General features: G+C 66.0%; 18 protein-coding genes and 1 riboswitch. Of the genes, 16 read left to right on the forward strand and 2 right to left on the reverse strand.

Going from position 1 to position 19,045, the window contains the following annotated elements; all coding sequences use genetic code 11:
* The first annotated feature begins 1 nt into the window (after position 1).
* From RA19_RS13515 to glpD, 4 genes are all read left to right on the forward strand, one after another.
* The gene (locus tag RA19_RS13515; protein ID WP_039163466.1) at positions 2-997 is read left to right on the forward strand and encodes an imelysin family protein; all 996 of its coding nucleotides are present in this window, start codon (positions 2-4) and stop codon (positions 995-997) included.
* A gap of 15 nt (positions 998-1,012) precedes the next feature.
* Positions 1,013-2,092, forward strand: coding sequence for a DUF1513 domain-containing protein (locus RA19_RS13520; RefSeq protein WP_039163468.1), 1,080 nt, complete (start codon positions 1,013-1,015; stop codon positions 2,090-2,092).
* A gap of 138 nt (positions 2,093-2,230) precedes the next feature.
* A complete protein-coding gene (locus tag RA19_RS13525; protein WP_039163470.1) occupies positions 2,231-3,016 on the forward strand; it encodes a DeoR/GlpR family DNA-binding transcription regulator in 786 nt (261 codons plus the stop codon).
* Positions 3,009-4,586: a glycerol-3-phosphate dehydrogenase gene (glpD, locus tag RA19_RS13530; protein ID WP_039163472.1), complete on the forward strand. Its 1,578-nt coding sequence runs from the start codon at positions 3,009-3,011 to the stop codon at positions 4,584-4,586. The genes RA19_RS13525 and glpD overlap by 8 nt, the downstream gene beginning before the upstream one ends.
* 189 nt (positions 4,587-4,775) lie before the next feature.
* On the opposite strand, the gene cobO is transcribed toward glpD, so the two are convergent.
* Positions 4,776-5,411, reverse strand: a complete 636-nt coding sequence (gene cobO, locus RA19_RS13535; protein WP_039163474.1) for a cob(I)yrinic acid a,c-diamide adenosyltransferase — start codon at positions 5,409-5,411, stop codon at positions 4,776-4,778.
* Between the two features lie 50 nt (positions 5,412-5,461).
* A riboswitch (cobalamin riboswitch) is annotated at positions 5,462-5,668 on the forward strand.
* A 98-nt stretch (positions 5,669-5,766) separates the two neighbouring features.
* On the opposite strand from cobO, the gene RA19_RS13540 reads away from it, so the two are divergent.
* The 7 genes from RA19_RS13540 (at position 5,767) to cobJ (ending at position 13,883) form a co-directional block, all read left to right on the forward strand.
* On the forward strand, positions 5,767-6,177 hold the full coding sequence (locus tag RA19_RS13540) for a DUF1636 family protein (protein ID WP_039163476.1): 411 nt from the start codon (positions 5,767-5,769) through the stop codon (positions 6,175-6,177).
* Between the two features lie 2 nt (positions 6,178-6,179).
* Positions 6,180-7,214 carry a cobalamin biosynthesis protein CobW gene (gene cobW / locus RA19_RS13545; RefSeq protein WP_039163478.1) on the forward strand — a complete coding sequence of 345 codons (1,035 nt, stop codon included), beginning with the start codon at positions 6,180-6,182 and terminating at the stop codon, positions 7,212-7,214.
* A 142-nt stretch (positions 7,215-7,356) separates the two neighbouring features.
* On the forward strand, positions 7,357-10,602 hold the full coding sequence (gene cobN / locus RA19_RS13550; protein WP_039163480.1) for a cobaltochelatase subunit CobN: 3,246 nt from the start codon (positions 7,357-7,359) through the stop codon (positions 10,600-10,602).
* Complete coding sequence (gene cobG, locus RA19_RS13555; RefSeq protein WP_039163482.1) at positions 10,599-11,771, forward strand: precorrin-3B synthase; 1,173 nt, start codon at positions 10,599-10,601, stop codon at positions 11,769-11,771. Before cobN ends, cobG begins: the two co-directional genes overlap by 4 nt.
* Before the next feature lies 1 nt (position 11,772).
* On the forward strand, positions 11,773-12,402 hold the full coding sequence (locus RA19_RS13560) for a precorrin-8X methylmutase (RefSeq protein WP_039163484.1): 630 nt from the start codon (positions 11,773-11,775) through the stop codon (positions 12,400-12,402).
* 3 nt (positions 12,403-12,405) lie between these two features.
* Positions 12,406-13,122, forward strand: coding sequence for a precorrin-2 C(20)-methyltransferase (locus RA19_RS13565; RefSeq protein WP_039163485.1), 717 nt, complete (start codon positions 12,406-12,408; stop codon positions 13,120-13,122).
* Entirely contained in the window at positions 13,119-13,883 is a 765-nt protein-coding gene (gene cobJ, locus RA19_RS13570; protein WP_039163486.1) for a precorrin-3B C(17)-methyltransferase, read from the forward strand. Before RA19_RS13565 ends, cobJ begins: the two co-directional genes overlap by 4 nt.
* Positions 13,884-13,886: 3 nt before the next feature.
* Here the strand turns inward: cobJ and RA19_RS13575 are convergent, their stop codons facing one another.
* Positions 13,887-14,627 (reverse strand): cobalt-precorrin-6A reductase, encoded by a 741-nt coding sequence (locus RA19_RS13575; RefSeq protein ID WP_039163488.1) that lies wholly within the window; start codon positions 14,625-14,627, stop codon positions 13,887-13,889.
* Here RA19_RS13575 and RA19_RS13580 point away from each other — a divergent pair.
* The 5 genes from RA19_RS13580 to cobA are packed head-to-tail and all read left to right on the forward strand — an operon-like array spanning position 14,626 to position 19,039.
* Positions 14,626-15,822, forward strand: a complete 1,197-nt coding sequence (locus RA19_RS13580; RefSeq protein ID WP_039163490.1) for a bifunctional cobalt-precorrin-7 (C(5))-methyltransferase/cobalt-precorrin-6B (C(15))-methyltransferase — start codon at positions 14,626-14,628, stop codon at positions 15,820-15,822. The two genes, RA19_RS13575 and RA19_RS13580, sit on opposite strands and share 2 nt — an antisense overlap.
* Positions 15,819-16,196, forward strand: coding sequence for a cobalamin biosynthesis protein (locus RA19_RS13585; protein ID WP_039163492.1), 378 nt, complete (start codon positions 15,819-15,821; stop codon positions 16,194-16,196). The genes RA19_RS13580 and RA19_RS13585 overlap by 4 nt, the downstream gene beginning before the upstream one ends.
* Positions 16,193-16,987 (forward strand): precorrin-4 C(11)-methyltransferase, encoded by a 795-nt coding sequence (gene cobM / locus RA19_RS13590; protein ID WP_039128700.1) that lies wholly within the window; start codon positions 16,193-16,195, stop codon positions 16,985-16,987. The genes RA19_RS13585 and cobM overlap by 4 nt, the downstream gene beginning before the upstream one ends.
* Positions 16,988-17,000: 13 nt before the next feature.
* Entirely contained in the window at positions 17,001-18,320 is a 1,320-nt protein-coding gene (locus RA19_RS13595; RefSeq protein WP_039163494.1) for a cobyrinate a,c-diamide synthase, read from the forward strand.
* A complete protein-coding gene (cobA, locus tag RA19_RS13600; RefSeq protein WP_039163495.1) occupies positions 18,317-19,039 on the forward strand; it encodes a uroporphyrinogen-III C-methyltransferase in 723 nt (240 codons plus the stop codon). The genes RA19_RS13595 and cobA overlap by 4 nt, the downstream gene beginning before the upstream one ends.
* The last annotated feature ends 6 nt before the right edge of the window (positions 19,040-19,045 follow it).

Genomic DNA, 19,045 nt, shown 5'->3' on the forward strand with positions numbered 1-19,045 from the left:
CATGCGCAAAATCTCCCTGCCCCTCACTCTTGCCGCGACCCCGCTTGCGGCCGCTGAACCCGCAGACCAAATCGTCGACCAGCAAATCCTGCCCGCCTTCCAGGAGCTAGCCGCGGATTCAGCTGCCCTGGCCCAAGCGGCCCAGGCAGATTGCACCTCAGGTTCCGAACCGCTGCGCGTGGCTTATGGCGTAGCCTTTGATGCCTGGATCGCCGCCAGCCACTTCCGCTTTGGCCCGACCGAAACAGACAACCGTGCCTTTGCGCTGGCCTTCTGGCCCGACAGCCGCAGCAAGACGCCCAAGGCGCTTGGCACCCTGATCCGCAACGAAGACAGCGGCATTAGCGACCCCGCCAATTTCGCCACCTATTCCATCGCCGCCCGCGGCTTCTACGCGCTGGAATACCTGCTCTATGATCCGCAGCTTTCGGCGGCAGGCAGCGATGCTTACCGCTGTGCCATGACCCGCGCCATCAGCACCGACATCGCTGCCACGGCACAATCCATCAGAGCCGACTGGCAACAGAACTACGCAGCTGAAATGCGCAGCCCTGGCAACCGCTACCAGAACGGGGCCGAAGTCACCCAAGAGCTGTTCAAGGCCCTGAACACCGGACTGCAGGTGCTGGACGACATGCGCCTCGGCCGCCCGCTGGGCACATTTGAGAAACCGCGCCCCGCCCGCGCCGAGGCCCGCCGCTCGGGCCGCAGCCTGCACCATGTTCTGGTCTCGCTGAACGCGCTGGAGCCCCTGGCGCTGGCCCTTGCGGACGGCAACGCTGACCTGCAGGCCAAGATCACCGCGGGCGTTACCAAGGCGCGCAAAAAGGCCGAGAATCTCGGCGATCCAGTCTTTGCCGGCGTTACCGACCCCGCCAGCCGCTTCCGCATCGAGTCGCTGCAGCAGGAGATCAAGGACCTGCGTGCGCTGATGGCTGATGAGCTGGGGCCTGCACTTGGCGTGAGCGCCGGCTTCAATTCGCTGGACGGCGACTAAGGGAAAGGGCTGCCCATGACCTCGCGCCGCGGATTTCTGACCGGCCTTCTCGCCGCCGGCCTTGCCCCGCACACCACCTGGGCCAGCGCCGGCAGCCCCTCCTTCCTGTCGGCAGGCAAAAGCCCCACCGGGGAATTCCTGCTCGCGGGCCTGACGCGCAGCGGAGAGATCCTGTTCCGCCACCCGCTGCCCGCCCGCGGCCACGCCGCCGCCGCCCATCCCGTCCGCCCCGAGGCAGTTGCCTTTGCCCGCCGCCCCGGCAGCTTTGCCGATGTGATCGACTGCCGCACCGGCGCGGCCATCGCCCGGCTGCATCCTCCAAAAGGCCATCATTTCTACGGCCACGGCACCTTCTCTCCCGACGGCAGCCGCCTGTTCACCACCGAGAACGACTATGAAAACGCCCGCGGCGTGATCGGCGTGTGGGACGCGGCAAAGGGCTACCGCCGCCTGAGCTCTTTCAGCTCCGGCGGCATCGGCCCGCACGACATGCTCTTGCGCCGCGACGTGCCCGGGCTGGTGGTGGCCAATGGCGGCATCGAAACCCACCCCGACAGCGGCCGCGCCAAGCTGAACCTGGCAGTCATGCGCCCGAACCTCAGCTACCTGAGCCTCGACGGCACCCTTCAGGAACAGATGGAGCTGCCGCAAGAGCTGAACCTGAACTCGATCCGCCACCTGGCCATACGCGCCGATGGCACCGTGGGATTTGCCATGCAGTGGCAAGGCGATGCAGGCGAGCTGGTGCCGATGGTTGGCCTGCACAGGCCGGGCACCCCACCCCGCCTGATGGCTGACGGCGACCCGCGGGTGCTGAACCTCAACGGCTACGGCGGCTCCGTCGCCTTTTCCCCGGATGGCACGCAGGTTGGCGTCACCTCCCCGCGCGGCGGGGTGCTGCAACTGATGGACACGGAAACCGGAGACCTTCTGCAGGAGCACCGGATGACCGACGTCTGCGGCCTTGCGCCCTCCGCCAACGGTTTCACCGCCAGCACCGGAACCGGCCAGGTCTTCGAGGTCACCGCCACTGGCAAACACCTGCTGAACCGGGCCGGGCTGGCCTGGGACAACCACCTGATCCCGATCGGCTGAACCTTTTCAAAACAGCTTAAGAAAGGCGCGCCTTCCCCGGCGCGTTTTTTCGTTTCCGGGCAAATGGAAGCGAAAACGAAAACGATAGGTGACTCTCCCTGCGCGATAGGGTAAGAAATCGCAGCGAAAGGAAAGCAAATGGATGCTCTCAGCCGTCAGAACGAAATCATCACCCTGCTGAACCAGCAGGACCGGGTCGAGGTCGAGGATCTGTCCCGGCGCTTTGGCGTCTCCTTGCAGACGGTGCGCGCCGACCTGCGCGACCTCTCGGCGCGCGGCGCCCTGTCCCGTGTGCATGGCGGCGCCGTCCGGGTCAGCACCGCTGCCAGCCAGGGCTACGAGGACCGCCGCAAGCTGAATGCCGGCAACAAGCTCGCCATGGCGGCACTCGCGGCCGAGCTGATCCCCGACAATTGCTCGCTCACCCTCAACATCGGCACCTCGACCGAACAGGTCGCACGGGCCCTTTCAGCGCATAGCGGCCTCACAGTGATTTCCAACAACATTAATATTATCAATATGATGATGGGCGATCAGGCCAAGGAGCTGATCCTGGCAGGCGGCACCGTCCGGCAAAGCGACGGTGCCATCGTCGGCGAGGACGCTGTAGAATTCATCTCCCGCTACAAAGTGGACTTCGCCGTCATCGGCGCCTCGGCGCTGGATGCCGATGGAGCAGTAATGGACCACGATGCCCGCGAGGTTTCGGTCGCCCGCGCCATCCTGAAGAACGCCCGTCAAAAAGTGCTGGTCTGCGACGGCAGCAAGTTTGAGCGCTCCGCGCCGGTGCGGATCTGCGACGTGGCAGACCTGGACGTGGTGATCACCGACCGCCCCGTACCGGATGAATTCGCACAGGCCGCACAGGCGGCGGGCACCCGAATCCTCACCGCAGGACAAAACGAAAGCAGCGAAAATGACTGACACACCTGTCACGGACCTCTTCATCATCGGCGGCGGCATCAATGGCTGCGGCATCGCCCGCGACGCCGCCGGCCGCGGCCTCTCGGTGACGCTGGCGGAAATGAAGGACCTCGGCTGGGCAACCTCATCGGCCTCGACCAAGCTGTTCCACGGCGGGTTGCGCTATCTCGAGTACTTCGAATTCCGCCTGGTCCGCGAAGCGCTGATCGAGCGCGAGGTGCTGCTGAAGGCGATGCCGCATATCTCCTGGCCGATGCGCTTTGTGCTGCCGTTTCACAAGGATATGCGGTTTGACAGCGAGACCCCTACGTCCAAGCTGCTGACAACCGTCATGCCCTGGATGAAGGGCCGCCGCCCGGCCTGGCTGATCCGGCTGGGGCTGTTCCTGTACGACTCGCTTGGCAAACGCGGCATCCTGCCCGGCACGGCCAAGCTGGACCTCACCCGCGACCCGGCCGGAAAGCCTCTGAAAGACAAGTTCAAAACCGCTTTTGAGTACTCCGACTGCTGGATCGAGGACGCCCGCCTGGTGGTGCTGAACGCCCGCGATGCTCAAGCCCGCGGCGCCGAGATCCTGACCCGGACCGAAGTGCTCTCGGCCCAGCGCCACGCCAACCACTGGGTGGTCCGCACCAAGGACCACGCCACGGGCGAAGAGCAGGAACACCGCGCCAGGATGCTGGTCAACGCGGGCGGCCCCTGGGTGGCCGACGTGCTGCGCCAGAAACTGGGCCAGAACAGCCGCGAGAACGTCCGCCTGGTGCGCGGCAGCCATATCGTGGTGCCGAAACTGTTCGACCATGGCCGCTGCTATTTCTTCCAAGGCACCGACGGGCGGATCATCTTCGCCATTCCCTACGAAGGCGATTTCACCCTGATCGGCACAACCGACGCCGACCATCCCGACCCGGACACCTCACCGCAATGCACCGAAACCGAACAGGACTACCTTGTTGATTTTGCGTCGCAATACTTCGAACAGCCGCTAAGCCGGGAGGACATCGTCTGGACCTACTCCGGCGTCCGCCCGCTCTATGACGACGGTGCCAGCTCGGCCACCGCGGCGACCCGCGAATACGTGCTGACGCTGGACCAGACACAGGCTCCACTCTTGAATGTCTTCGGCGGCAAGATCACCACCTACCGTAAGCTGGCCGAGGCCGCGCTGGCGAAAATCGGCGAGGTCTTCCCGCAGTTGCCCGCTGATTGGACCGCAGGCGTCTCCCTGCCCGGCGGTGCCTTTGGAGTCGCCGAGGTGGAGACCCTGAAAGCCCGGCTCGCCACGGAATACCCCTTCCTGGCGCCCCACTGGGCCGCCCGGCTGATCCGTGCCTACGGGCTGGAAGCCTGGGAAGTGCTGGGCGATGCCAAATCCGCCGCCGATCTGGGCCAGGACTTTGGCGCCACCATCACCGCCCGCGAACTCGACTGGGCCATTGCCCGGGAATGGGTACGCGCAGGCGACGACTACCTGTGGCGCCGCACCAAACTGGGGCTGCGGTTGGATGAAGACCAGCGCGCGGCGGTGGATGCCTATATCAGCGAGAAAGCCGTCCGGCTGGCAGCTTAAATCTGCATGTGCGATACCAAAGGGCGCTCAAAGACAGGGGCACTCCCGCCCCTTTTCAATGAACCAGAGGTTCCCTGAAAAGCGTTGGGCCGGGCGGGGGCGCTGCCGAAGGCAGCGCCCCCGCCCCCTGGCGATTTGCGAAGCAAAGCGCAAAACCTCCAGCAGGCTCAAAGAGCAGCCTGAAAGGGATTAGAATTCCACACCCTTCTGCGCCTTCACGCCAGCCCGGAACGGGTGCTTGATCTGGCCCATCTCGGTCACCAGATCGGCGATCTCGATCAGCTCTTCCTTGGCGTTGCGGCCGGTCAGTACCACATGAGTCATCGGCGGCTTCTGCTCCACCAGGAACTCCAGCACCTCTTCCAGGTCCAGGTACTCATAGCGCAGCGCGATATTGATCTCGTCGAGCAAAACCATGGTGTTACGCTCGTCCAGGATCATCTCCTTGGCCTTCTCCCACCCTTTCTGCGCGGCGGCAATGTCGCGGGCCTTGTCCTGGGTCTCCCAGGTGAAGCCCTCGCCCATCGCATAGAACTGGCAAAGATCGGAAAAGTTCTCCTCGATCAGGGTGCGCTCGCCGGTCTGCCAGGCGCCCTTGATGAATTGCACCACCGCCGACGGCATCCCATGCGCAATGCAGCGCATGATCATGCCAAAGCCCGAGGACGACTTGCCCTTGCCCGGCCCGGTGTGGACGATGATCAGGCCCTTCTCGCCCTCCTTCGTCTTCATCATCCGGTCGCGCGCGGCCTTCTTCTTGGCCATCTTCGAGGCGTGGCGGGCGGCTTCTTCCTCTGAAATGACGGTTTCAGACTTTTCGCTCATGGTGTGCTCCAGCTGTTTGACCCCATGTCTTGACAAAGAAGCCTGCCATAGCGCAAGGGGGTTCCGCTGGTTCCTGTGAAAACAGGCGAAGAGGGAATGTGAAGGTCTGCTCAGACCGAAGCACAGCCGCCCCCGCGACCGTGACCGGATGAGGCCGCCATGCCACTGGGTGAAACCCCGGGAAGGCAGGATGGCCGGCAGGGCCCCGTGCCCTGGCATCCGCAAGCCGGGAGACCTGCCAGCAGGAGGAGAGATCAACGGGCGGGCGGGGTGTTCCGCGACCGGGTGAGGAGCTGGCACGAAACAGCTCCTTTTCGGCCATCCCGCATGCCCTGCCGCGACAGGAGACGCGCCGATGGCTGACGATATGGCGGACACGACTGCCAGAAAACCGGAACCGGTCACCCTGACCGTGTGCCTCACATGCCGCAACGAAGGCGCCGACCCCGAGGCGACCCGCCCCGGCACCCTGCTGCATGATGCCCTGAAGGAGGCCGGCATGCCTGAGGGCGTGACGCTCCGCGGCGTCAAATGCCTCTCGGCCTGCTCGCGCAGCTGCACCGTGCTGCTGACCGGCGGCGAGGAACGCTGGAGCTATGTCTACGGCGACATGGACCCGGAAGAGCATATCCCTGAGATCCTGGCAGGCACTGCCGCCTATGCCGCCACCGCCGACGGCCTTGTGCCTTGGCGCGAGCGTCCCACCGCATTCCGCAAACAATCCGTTGCCCGCATCCCGCCGGCCGCCTTCCCTTCCGAGGAGTAATCATGAGCGATCTCAACAAGATCCCCGTCACCGTCATCACCGGCTTCCTCGGTGCGGGCAAAACCACCCTGATCCGCCACCTGATGCAGAACCCGCAAGGCAAGCGCCTGGCAGTTGTGGTGAACGAGTTCGGCACCGCCGGCGTCGACGGCGACATCCTGAAATCCTGCGCCGACGAGAACTGCCCGGCCGAAAACATCATGGAGCTGGCCAACGGCTGCATCTGCTGCACCGTGGCCGATGATTTCATCCCCACTATCGAACAGCTGATGGACCTGCCGGAAAAGCCCGATCACATCGTGATCGAAACCTCCGGCCTGGCCCTGCCCAAGCCGCTGCTGAAGGCTTTTGACTGGCCCGCGATCCGCTCCCGCATCACCGTCGACGGTGTGATTGCGCTGGCCGATGCCGAAGCCGTTGCCAAAGGCCAGTTCGCCCCCGATCTGGACGCGGTTGCCGCCCAGCGCGAAGCGGATGAGAGCCTGGATCACGAAACCCCCCTCAGCGAAGTTTTCGAAGACCAGGTTTCCTGCGCCGACATCGTGCTTTTGTCCAAGGCCGATCTGGCCGGCGATGAAGGCGTCGAGAAAGCCCGCGCCGTGATCGAGGCCGAAGCCCCGCGCAAGCTGCCGATCCTGCCGATGAGCGAAGGCGTGATCGACCCGCGCATCATCCTGGGTCTGGAAGCGGCTGCCGAAGACGATCTCGACTCCCGCCCCAGCCACCACGACGGCCACCATGACCACGAGCATGACGATTTTGAAAGCATCGTTGTCGAAATGGGCGAAGTTTCCGACCCGGAAGCGCTGCAAAATGCCATCGTGAAACTCGCCCGCGAGCGCAATATCCTGCGCGTCAAAGGCTATGTCGCGGTGGAGGGAAAACCGATGCGGATGCTTGTGCAGGCCGTGGGCGAACGCCTGCGCGCCCAGTATGACCAGCCCTGGGGCGCACAGCCGCGCAAAACCGCCCTGGTGGTCATCGCCGAGCATGACGACATCGACGAACAGGCCATTCGCGCCGAGCTGGGAGCGTAACCTGATGCTCTACGGCGAAACTTCAATGGTTTCGCCCGGCGGACACGCCGGGCAGCGCCCGACCTCCCCCACGGGAGGGCGCTTCGCTTCCTCCCGAGGCCGGGCGCTGCCCTCTGCTCTTCTTTCGAAAAGGGCCTGACCCATGCACGTTGTTTTCCGTGAAAGCCACGGCCTTGACGAAACCGATACCCCGCAGGATCTGGGACAGACCCCTGCGGACCTGGTGGTGCTGTCCTTCTCCGACAGCGACCTCGGCGCATTTGCCGCGGGCTGGCACCGGGCGGACGGCAAGCTGCCAAGCCTTCGGGTCGCCAACCTCGTCGCGTTGAAGCACCCGCTCTCGGTCGACGTTTACACGGAACAAACACTTGAGGGCGCCAAGGGCGTCCTTGTCCGTCTGATCGGCGGAGAAAGCTACTGGTCCTACGGCCTTGCCACCCTGCAGGACCTCGCCCGCCGCAAGGGCATCGCGCTCGCAATCCTGCCCGCCGACGGCCGCGAAGATGCGCGCCTGGATGAGCTTTCCACCCTGCCCGTCTCCACCCTGCGCCGCCTGCAATCCCTGTGCGACGCCGGCGGCGCCGTTGCCGCCCAGGCAGCACTTGCCCAGCTGTCGCTCGCCGCAGGCCTCTATGCAGGCCCCGTCCTTGGCCTGAAGACCACACCGGAACACGGCTTCTACGACCCGGCCAAAGGCGTGCTGGCGGACCTGCCGCCGCAAGACAAACCGCTGGTTCTGGTGAGCTTCTACCGCGCCTACCTCACTGCCGCCGACACCGCCCCGGTGGACGCCCTCATCGAAGAGCTCCGCACCCGCGGCTACGCCGCCTACGGCGCCTTTGCCGCCAGCCTCAAGGCGCCCTCCGCCGCAGAGTGGCTGCGCGGAAAACTCCCCGGGCTGGCCCCCGCGGCCATCATCAACGCCACCGCCTTCTCGGCCCAAGGAACAGACGGCAGCACCTCGCCGCTCTCCGCCACCGGCTGCCCGGTGTTCCAGGTCGCCCTCTCCACCGCCCGCCGCAAGGACTGGGCCGAGGCCGACCGCGGCCTCTCCCCCGCAGACCTCGCCATGCACGTGGTGCTGCCCGAGGTCGACGGCCGCATCTTTGCAGGCGTCGTCAGCTTCAAATCGCCGGGCAAGAAAGACCCGGAGCTGCAGTATTCCCGCTTCGCCCACCGCGCCGACACGGACCGGATCAAGGCCGCCATCGACCGCGTCGAGGGCTGGCTGCACCTTGCCAAACTGCCGAACGCAGACAAACGCCTCGCCCTGATCCTCTCCACCTACCCGGGCCGCGACCACAACCTCGCCCATGCGGTGGGTCTCGACGCACTCGCCTCCTGCGACGAAATCCTGCGAGAGCTGTGGGATCAGGGCTATACCGTCGAGCCGCAAGAAAACACCGGCCTGCGGCTGATGGAAGAGACCCTCAGCGTCCCGCTGGAGGACTACCGCACCGCCCTCGCCTCTCTGCCGAAGGACCTGCAGGACACACTGGCCGAGGCCTGGGGAAATCCCGAAGAAGACACCGACTGCCGCGGCGGCGCCTTTCATTTCAAGGCTTTGCGCGCGGGCAATGCCCTGATCGCCCTGCAGCCCGAACGCGGCGAAGTCAAAACCCGCGTCGACGACTACCACGACCTCGACCGCACCCCGCGCCACGCCTATGTGGCGTTTTACCTGTGGCTGCGGGCGCAAACCGACGCGCTGGTTCACATCGGCGCCCATGGCACGCTGGAATGGCTGCCCGGCAAGGCCGTCGCCCTCTCCGGCGCCTGCTGGCCTGAGGTTCTGACCGGCCCGCTGCCCGTCGCCTATCCCTTCATCGTCAACGACCCCGGCGAGGCCGCCCAGGCCAAACGCCGCATCGGTGCCGTCACCCTCGGCCACCTGCCGCCGCCCTTGGCACAGACCAACCTGCCCGAGGGCATGTCCCGACTTGAAAGCCTGCTGGATGAATACTCCACCGCCGACGGCCTCGACCCGGCCCGCCGCGACCGGCTGATCGGCGACATCCGCGCCGAGGCGCAGGGCACCGGCGTCGAGGCCGACCTGGGCCTGACCCCGGACACCTCAGCGGCAGAGGCCATCACCCGCATCGACGCCTTTGTCTGCGACATCAAGGAAAGCCAGTACGGCGAAGGCCTGCATATCTTCGGCACCGGCCAATGCGGGCCCGAGGAACGCGCCGGCCTGATCGCTTCTCTGAATGGTGAAATCGTCACACCCGGCCCCTCCGGCTCTCCCTTCCGCGGCCGCGCCGATGTGATCCCGACCGGCCGCAACCTCTTCACCACCGACCCGCGGGCGGTGCCGTCGCGGGCGGCGCATGCGCAAGGAGTCAAACTGGCGGAAGAGCTGCTGCGCCGCCACCTTCAGGACCACGGCGACTGGCCCAAAGGGCTGGTGATCGACCTCTGGGGCTCCGCCACTATGCGCACCGCGGGCGAAGAATTTGCCATGGCGCTGCACCTCGCAGGCCTTTCGCCCAAGTGGGACGAGGGTTCTGAGCGCGTTTCTGGCTTCGATGTGCTGCCGCTCTCGATGCTGAACCGCCCGCGCATCGACGTGACCCTGCGGGTCTCCGGTCTGTTCCGCGACGTCTTCCCGGGCCTTGCGCAGATGTTCGAAAGCGCAGCCGCCGCTTTGGCACAGCGGGAAGAGACGCAAACAGACAACCCCTATCTCACCGAGACCCCGCGCGTTTTCGGCCCCAAACCGGGCCAGTACGGCCTGTCGATGAACCCGCATCTGGATGACTACACAGACGCCGCCCGCCAAGCGGCTGGCGAGGCCTGGCTAAACGCCTCCTCCCACGCCATCGACGCCAAGGGCACGATCAGCGATGCCCGCGAAGCGCTGGAAACCCGCCTGCAAACCGCCGACAGCTTTGTGCACCTGCAGGACCTGCCGGAAACCGACCTGCTGGTCGCCTCGGACTATGCCGCACATGAGGCCGGCTTTGCCGCCGCCATGGCCCGCATCGGCCAAAGCACGCCTGCGCTCTATCACATGGACGCCACCCGCCCTGACAAGCCGCAGGCGCGCTCCCTGGGCGAGGAAATCGCCCGCGTCACCCGCGCCCGCGCCGCCAACCCGGACTGGGCGACCTCGATGATGAACCACGGTTTCCGCGGCGCCGCCGAGATTGCCGCCACGCTGGACCACATGGCCGCCTTCGCCCATCTGGCCCAGGTGGTGCAGCCGCATCTCTTTGACCTCTACTTCGAGGCCACCCTGGGCCGCGATGATCTGGTGGAGTTCATGGAGCGTCAAAACCCTGAAGCGCTGCAGGCCATGCGCGACCGCTTCCGCGCGCTGTTCGACGCAGGCCTCTGGAGCACCCGGCGCAACTCGATCATGGCCGACTTGGAGGGCGCCGCATGAATGGCGGGGCCACCTCCCAAACGCCGAAAGTCTACGGCTGGTGCCCCGGCGCTTTGCGCCCGATGATGTCCGGTGACGGGCTGGTAGTACGTGTCCGTGCACCGCTGGGTAAATTTTCCGTTGCTCAGGCGCGCGGTGTGGCAAGGCTTTCTCAAGACTTCGGCAACGGCCTCCTCGACATCTCCGCACGCGCCAACCTGCAGATGCGCGGCATCCGCGAAGACGCACATGAAGAGCTGATCGAAGGTTTGCGCGGCCTCGGCCTGATTGACCCGGACCCAGAGGCCGAAGCCCGCCGCAACGTCCTCCTCACCCCCTTCTGGAGCGCAGGTGACGACACCCACTCCATTGCAATGGAATTGAGCACGGCTCTGACCGCCTCAGCAGACCTCGCCCTGCCGGGAAAATTCGGCTTTGCCGCCGACTGCGACTCAGCGCCCGTCCTGCAAGACACCGCCGCCGACATCCGTATCGAACGTAACGGCGAAGCCCTGCTCCTGCGCGCTGACGGCGCAGACACCGGCATGCCCGTCACACGTGAATCCGCCGTTCCCGAAGCCCTGGCCCTTGCCCGCTGGTTCCTGGAACAAGGCGGCGCGCCCGAAGGGCGTGGCAGGATGCACCGCCTCATCGCGCGCCGCGGGCCGCCGCCGGCGCATACCGCCCCGATGACAAAGGCCGGCTTCCGAGCAAAACCGGGAGCTGTCCCCGCGGGGACACTCGCCGCTTTGGAGTTCGGCCAGATGCCCGCCGCCACTCTCGCACAGCTCGCGGACCACGGCGATATCCGCCTCACCCCCTGGCGCGCGCTGCTGGTGGAAGGTGCCGCCGGCCTGCCGCCCCTGCCCGGCCTGATCCTGGATGCCACGGATCCGCGCCTGCAGGTGGTCGCTTGCACCGGAGCCCCCGGCTGCCTGCAGGCGCTTTCCACCACCCGTGATCTGGCACGGGACTTAGCACCCCATGTCCCCGCGGGGACAAAGCTGCATATCTCCGGCTGCACCAAGGGCTGCGCTTGCCCTGGCACGGCACCGCTGACCCTGACGGCAACAGCCAAAGACGAATTCTCCCTGATCCGCCATGGCACTGCCGCGGATCTCCCGCTAAAGACCCGCCTGAGCGCCGACGCGTTGCGCGCCGCTCCCGAACTTCTGAAAGAGGGCAGCTGACATGCTCCACACCTATGAAACCAATGGCGCTGCGATCTACGCCGAAAGCTTTGCCACCATCCGCCGCGAAGCCGATCTGGCGCGCTTCAACAAGGACGAGGAAAGCGTTGTCGTCCGCATGATTCACGCCGCCGGCATGGTGGGGCTGGAAGAGCATGTGCGCTTCTCCGAAGGCATGGCCGAGACCGCCCGTGCAGCGCTGGCCAAGGGCGCGCCGATCCTCTGCGACGCCTATATGGTTTCCGAAGGCATCACCCGCCCGCGCCTGCCCGCCGACAACGAAGTGATCTGCACCCTGCGCGACCCGAAGGTGCCCGAGATGGCCAAGGAAATGTCCAACACCCGTTCCGCCGCCGCGCTGGAACTGTGGCGTCCGAAACTGGAAGGCTCGGTCGTCGCCATCGGCAACGCTCCAACCGCCCTGTTCCACCTGCTGAACATGCTGAAGGACCCGTCCTGCCCCCGCCCTGCCGCCATCATCGGCTGCCCGGTGGGCTTTGTCGGCGCGATGGAATCCAAGGACGCTCTGATGGAAGACCTGCCGGTGCCTTCGATGATCGTCAAAGGCCGCCTTGGCGGCTCCGCAATCACCGTCGCGGCCGTCAACGCGCTGGCGAGCTGGAAAGAGTAACCCATGGGTACAGTTTTCTGCGCAGGGCTCGGGCCCGGTGATCCAGACCTGATGAGTGTCCGCTCGCACCGGCTGATTTCAAACGCGCGCCACATCGCTTACTTCCGCAAGGCAGGCCGCCAAGGCCAGGCCCGCGCAATCGTCGAGGGCATGCTCTCCGAGGGCGTCACCGAGCACGCGATGGAATACCCGGTCACCACCGAAATCCATTTCTCCGACCCCGAATACAATCGGGTGCTGGGCGCGTTTTACGACCAGTGGGCTGATACCCTGGCCGAGATCGCAGAAGGCGAAGACGTGGTGGTGCTCTGCGAGGGCGACCCGTTCCTCTATGGCTCCTACATGCATCTTTACACCCGGCTGCAGGGCCGCGCAGCGCAGGAGATCGTGCCTGGCATCACCGGCATGTCCGGCTGCTGGACCGCGTCGGGCCAGCCGATCACCTGGGGCGACGATGTGCTGACCGTGGCCATGGCCACCCTCAGCGAGGACGAACTGGCCAAGCGCGCCGCGGAGACGGACGCCCTGGTGGTGATGAAGATCGGCCGCAACCTGCCCAAGCTGCGCCGCGCACTGGAGCGTGCTGGCCGCGCAGATGATGCCTGGCTGGTCGAGCGCGGCACCATGCCCGGGCAGACCGTGCAGAAGCTCTCGGAGATCACCGGCGAAGTGCCTTATTTCTCCATCGTATTGGTTCACGGACAGGGGCGCCGGCCATGAAATTATCGCAAAACGGCTGGGTGGTGATTGCGGGCCTCGGCCCCGGCAACGAGTCACTGGTGACACAGGAAGTGCGTGACGCCATTGACGAAGCCACTGATATCGTTGGCTATATCCCCTACGTCAAGCGTGTCGAGCCGCGCGAGGGGCTGACCCTGCATGCCACCGACAACCGGGTCGAGGTTGACCGCGCCACCCATGCGCTGGAGATGGCCGCCGAAGGCAAGCGCGTGGTTGTGGTCTCCTCCGGTGATCCGGGCGTGTTTGCCATGGCCTCTGCGGTGTTTGAGGCACTGGAAAATAATGCCGGCGCCCACCCCAAGTGGCTGGATCTGGAAATCAAGGTGCTGCCCGGCATCACCGCCATGCTGGCCGCGGCCGCCGCAATTGGCGCGCCTCTGGGGCATGACTTCGCGGCCATCAACCTCAGCGACAACCTGAAACCCTGGAGCCTGATCGAAAAGCGCCTGCAGCTGGTCGGCGAGGCCGGGCTGGCGATGGCGTTTTACAACCCGCGCTCCAAGTCGCGGCCGCATCAGTTTGCCCGGGCGCTGGAAATCCTGCGCGAGGCCTGCGGTCAGGACACGCTCATTACCTTTGCGCGTGACGTGACCAAGCCGGGACAGGAGCTGCTGACGGTGCCGTTGAAGGACGCGACGCCCGAGATGGCCGACATGCGCACTGTGGTGATTGTCGGCAACCGCGACACCCGCCGGGTTGGCAACTACGTCTACACCCCCCGCTACGCGGCCGAAGGTTAAAGGTCAGCCCGCGGGATGCGACAGCCAGGCCATAACCTCTGCCACGCTGCCCTTTACCGGGCGCTCGGGCACCTTGGGTCTGCCGATCATGACGACCGGCAGGCCAAGGCCCCGCGCGGCAGTGAGCTTGGCCGCGGCACCGGTGCCGCCTGCGTTCTTGGCCACCACATGGGTGATGCCATGGTGCTGCATCAGCGCCGTGTCGTCCGCTGCATCAAACGGCCCGCGGGCGATCTCAACCATGGTGTGCGGCAAAGGCAGAGGCGCCTCGGGTTCGTCCACCAGCCGCAGCAGGTAGTGATGCTGGGGCTTGGCGGCGAACTGGCTCAGGTTCTGCTTGCCGATCGCCAGGAACACCCGCGCGGGCGTTTCAGGCAGGGCCTCTACCGCAGCTTCGATGCTGTCCGCATGAACCCAAGTGTCGCTTTCTCCCGCCTGCCAGGCCGGGCGTTCGAAGGCGCAGAGCGGCACGCCGGCCATCTCACAGGCCTGCACCGCGTTGGTGCTCATCTGCGCCGCGAAGGGATGGGTGGCGTCGACCACATGGGTGATGGCTTCAGCCTGCATATAGGCCGCCAGCCCTTCGGCGCCGCCAAAGCCGCCGACACGGGTCGGCAGCGGCTGGCTGACCGGCTTGGCGGTGCGGCCCGCATAGGAGAACACCGCGTCCGTCCCTGCCCCGGCCAGAGTTTTGGCCAAGGCCGAGGCCTCGGTGGTGCCGCCAAGAAGAAGGATGCGTGTCATGTCTGATGGCCTCTCGAACCCTTGGCTTACAATCATTGGTCTGGGCGAAAATGGACTGGAAGGCTTGGCGGATGCAAGCCGGAAGGCGCTTGTTGAAGCAGAGACGATTTTCGGCGGCCCGCGGCATCTGGAGCTGGCGGACGCGGGCAGCAAGGGCCAGCCCTGGCCGGTGCCGTTTTCGACTGAACCAGTGCTGGCAATGCGCGGGCGCAAGGTGGCTGTTCTGGCTTCGGGCGACCCCTTTTGGCACGGGGCTGGCGGCTCGCTGATGCGGGATCTCGGAGCGGAGGAATGGGTCTCGCACCCGGTGCCCTCGTGTTTTGCGCTGGCCGCCAACCGGCTGGGCTGGAAGCTGGAAGAGGTGCTGTGCCTCGGCTTGCATGCGGCGCCTTTTGCGCGGCTGCGGCCGCTGCTGGGCCGTGGCGTGCGGGTGATCTGCACCCTGCGGGATGGCGAGGCACCGGCAGAGCTGGCGGCCTGGCTGGTTAAGAACGGCCAGCCGGATGCGCAGCTTTGCGTGATGGAGCGGCTTGGCGGCCCCAAGGAACGCCTGCACCGCACCACCGCGGAGGGCTGGGATTTGGCACCAGGCGGGGCTCCGGTCCTTATGGCCATCGAGACCCTGCGGCCCGGGCTGCCGCAGGCTTCGGGGCTGGCGGATGCGCATTTCGCCAGCGACGGGCAGATCACCAAGCGGCCAGTGCGGGCGCTGACGCTGTCGGCACTGGCACCGCGGGCGGGTGAGCTGCTGTGGGATATCGGCGGCGGCTCCGGATCGGTCTCGGTCGAGTGGTGTTTGGCAGCACGCGGGGCGCAGGCGGTCACATTTGAGCTGCGCGAGAGCCGCTTGGAAAACATCCGCGCTAATGCCTCCCGCTTTGGCCTGGATCACCGGATGAAGGCAGTGCTGGGCAAGGCGCCGGATGTACTGGAAGGCCAGCCTTTGCCCGATTGCGTGTTCATTGGCGGCGGCGGCTCACAGGCCTTGCTGGACCACCTGTGGGAGATCCTGCCCGAAGGCACGCGGCTGGTTGCCAATGGCGTGACGCTGGAGACCGAGACGCTTCTGATGCAGGCCCATGCGGCGCGCGGCGGGCACCTGTTGAAGGCTGAGATCGCCGAAGCTGGACCGCTGGGGTCGATGCGCGACTGGCGGCGGGCGCGGCCTGTCATTCAGTGGAGCGTCACGCGATGAAAGTGGCAGGGATCGGGTTTCGCAGCACGGCAACAGCGGCGGATTTGCAAGCGGCACTGGCGCTGGCCGGTACGCAGGTCGATGCTGTCGCGTCGGTCGCGGAGAAGGCTGCAGCACCTGCGATGCAGGAGTTTGCGCGCAGCGTAGGCCTGCCAGTGATTTCGTTGCAGGAACAGGATATTGCCGGGGAGCAGACATTGACCTGCTCGCCCAGGATCAAGGCGCGGTTCGGCACCGGTTCGCTGGCGGAAGCCGCGGCGCTGGCGGGCGCGCGCCATGGGGCAGCGGGGGCGCGGGCGCGTCTCTTGGCCCCCAGAGTTGTCACCGCGGATGGGCTTGCCACCGCGGCCATAGCAGAAAGACTTGAGCCATGACCGTTCACTTCATTGGCGCCGGACCGGGCGCTGCCGACCTTCTGACCTTGCGCGGGCGCGACATCATCGCGTCCTGCCCGGTGTGCCTTTATGCGGGCTCGCTGGTGCCGGAGGAAATCCTGAGCCACTGCCCGGCCGACGCAAAGATCGTGAACACCGCGGCGATGGATCTGGATGCCATCGTGGCTGAGATCAAAGCAGCGCATGAAGCAGGCCAGGATGTCGCCCGGCTGCACTCCGGCGACCTGTCGGTCTGGTCGGCAATGGGCGAGCAGCTGCGCCGCCTGAAGGCCGAAGGCATCCCAGTGAGCGTTACCCCCGGCGTGCCTTCCTTTGCCGCTGCTGCTGCCGCGCTTGGCACCGAGCTGACCCTGCCCGGCCTCGGCCAGTCGGTGGTGCTGACCCGCACCCCGGGCCGCGCGTCCTCGATGCCCGAGGGCGAGTCGCTGGAAAACTTCGCGCGTACCGGCACTACGCTGGCGATCCACCTGTCGATTGGCAACCTGGACCATGTGGTGGACAGCCTGACGCCGCATTACGGCGGTGATTGCCCGGTGGCGGTGGTCTACCGCGCCAGCTGGCCGGATCAGCAGATCCACCGCGCCACGCTGGACACGCTGAAAGAGACGCTGGACGAGAAAATCTCCCGTACCGCGCTGATCCTGGTGGGGCCAGTGCTGAAGGGCGAAGGTTTTGACGAAAGCTGCCTCTACTCCACCGACTACGACCGCCGCTACCGGCCGCAAACAGCTGACAGCCCGTGGTCGAGCTGGAGCCACGGCGACGACTGAGGGAACCACGACAATGACCAATATGAACCCTCCCGGGCTGATGATCTCGGCGCCCTCCTCGGGCACCGGCAAGACCACCGTAATGCTGGGCCTGTTGCGGGCGCTGGCCGAAGACGGCCTGACCGTGCAGCCTTATAAAAGCGGCCCGGATTACATCGACCCGGCCTTTCACCTGGCAGCCGCCAAGCGGCCAAGCTTCAACCTGGACACCTGGGCCATGGACGGCGGGCTGCTGGATGCGGTGACCGGCCAGTCGGCAGGCGCAGAGATCTGCGTCGGCGAAGGGTCCATGGGCCTTTATGACGGCGTGGCAACGCGCGGGCAGTCGGGCTTTGGCTCCTCGGCGGAGACCGCCAAACGCATGGGCTGGCCGGTGGTGCTGGTTGTTGATGTGGGCGGCCAGGCGCAGTCGGCGGCAGCCACGGCGCTGGGATTCAAGAATTACGACCCCGAGCTGCCCTTTGCCGGCGTCATCCTGAACCGGGTTGCCAGCCCGCGCCATGAACGGCTGACCCGGCTGGGGATGGAAAAAGCCGGCATCAAGGTGCTAGGCTCCCTGCCCCGGCGCGGCGACCTGGCCCTGCCGGAGCGCCACCTGGGCCTGATCCAAGCCGTCGAGCACCCGGACCTGGAGGCTGCCATTGCCGGCTATGCCGCGTTTTTGCGCGAGCATGTGGATCTGGAGGCGATCAAATCCGCCGCCATGGCGGGTGCTGCACCTGCCCCGGCCGGCCTGCCCACGCCGCCTGCCCAGCGGATCGCGCTGGCGCGCGATGCGGCTTTTTCCTTTACCTATCCGCACCTGCTGAGCGGCTGGCGCGCGGCCGGCGCAGAAATCCTGCCCTTTTCGCCGCTGGCAGATGAAGCTCCGGCAGCGGACGCCGATCTGGTCTGGCTGCCCGGAGGCTACCCGGAGCTGCATGGCGGCACCCTGGCGGCAGCGGAAACCTTCCGTGCAGGTGTCCGCAAACACGCAGAAACCAAGCCCGTGCATGGTGAATGCGGCGGCTATATGGCCCTGGGCGAGGCGCTTATCGACAAGGAAGGCAACAGGCACCGGATGCTGGGGCTGCTGGGCCTGGTGACCTCATATGAGAAGCGCAAGTTCCACCTCGGCTACCGCCGCGCCATTCTGGAAGCCGGGATGCCGGGCTTTGGCGCGGGCATGGCGCTGCGCGGGCATGAGTTCCACTATTCCACCATCCTGGAAGAACCCGACGCACCCCTGGCCAATGTCATGGACGCCGACGGCAATCCGGTGCCGGAAACCGGCTCGATCAAGGGCCATGTGACCGGCACCTTCTTCCACTTGATCACCGGAGAAAGCGCATGAGCGGTTTTGTCTCCTTTGTCTCCTCCGGCCCCGGCGACCCGGAACTGCTGACCGTCAAGGCGGTGAAGCGGCTGGAAGCAGCCGATGCGGTGCTGTTTGACGACCTGTCCTCCGGCCCGATCCTGAGCCACGCCCGCGATGACGCCGATCTGGTGGGCGTAGGCAAGCGCGCGGGGCGTCCCTCGCCAAAGCAGGATCATGTGAGCCGGTTGCTGGTGGATTACGCCTCATCAGGCCTCAATGTCGTACGCCTGAAATCCGGGGACTCGGGTGTTTTCGGGCGGCTTGAGGAGGAAATGACCGCGCTGCGCGAAGCGGGTATCGGTTTCGAGATCGTGCCCGGCGTCACCGCGGCCTCGGCAGCGGCAGCAGCAGCAAACATTCCACTCACCCGGCGTATGACGGCACGGCGGCTGCAGTATATCACCGGTCATGACGTGACCGGCGGCCTGCCTGACAACCTCAACATGGCGGCGCTGGCCGATGCGGAGGCCACGACCGTGGTCTATATGGGCAAGCGCACCTTCGCAGGCCTGTCGGAAAAGCTGATGGAAGCCGGGCTGCCTAGAAGCACGCCTGCACTGGTCGCGCTGGGAGTTTCGACTCCGGAGCAGTCGCTGCACCGCCATACGGTGGGCGAGCTGCCCGCACTGCTGCGTGAGATGGAGACCACCGCTCCGGTGCTCATCCTTTATGGCCCGCTGGCCGATCCGGAATGAACCCGG

This window comes from Leisingera sp. ANG-M1 (assembly GCF_000813745.1).
GTDB lineage: Bacteria > Pseudomonadota > Alphaproteobacteria > Rhodobacterales > Rhodobacteraceae > Leisingera.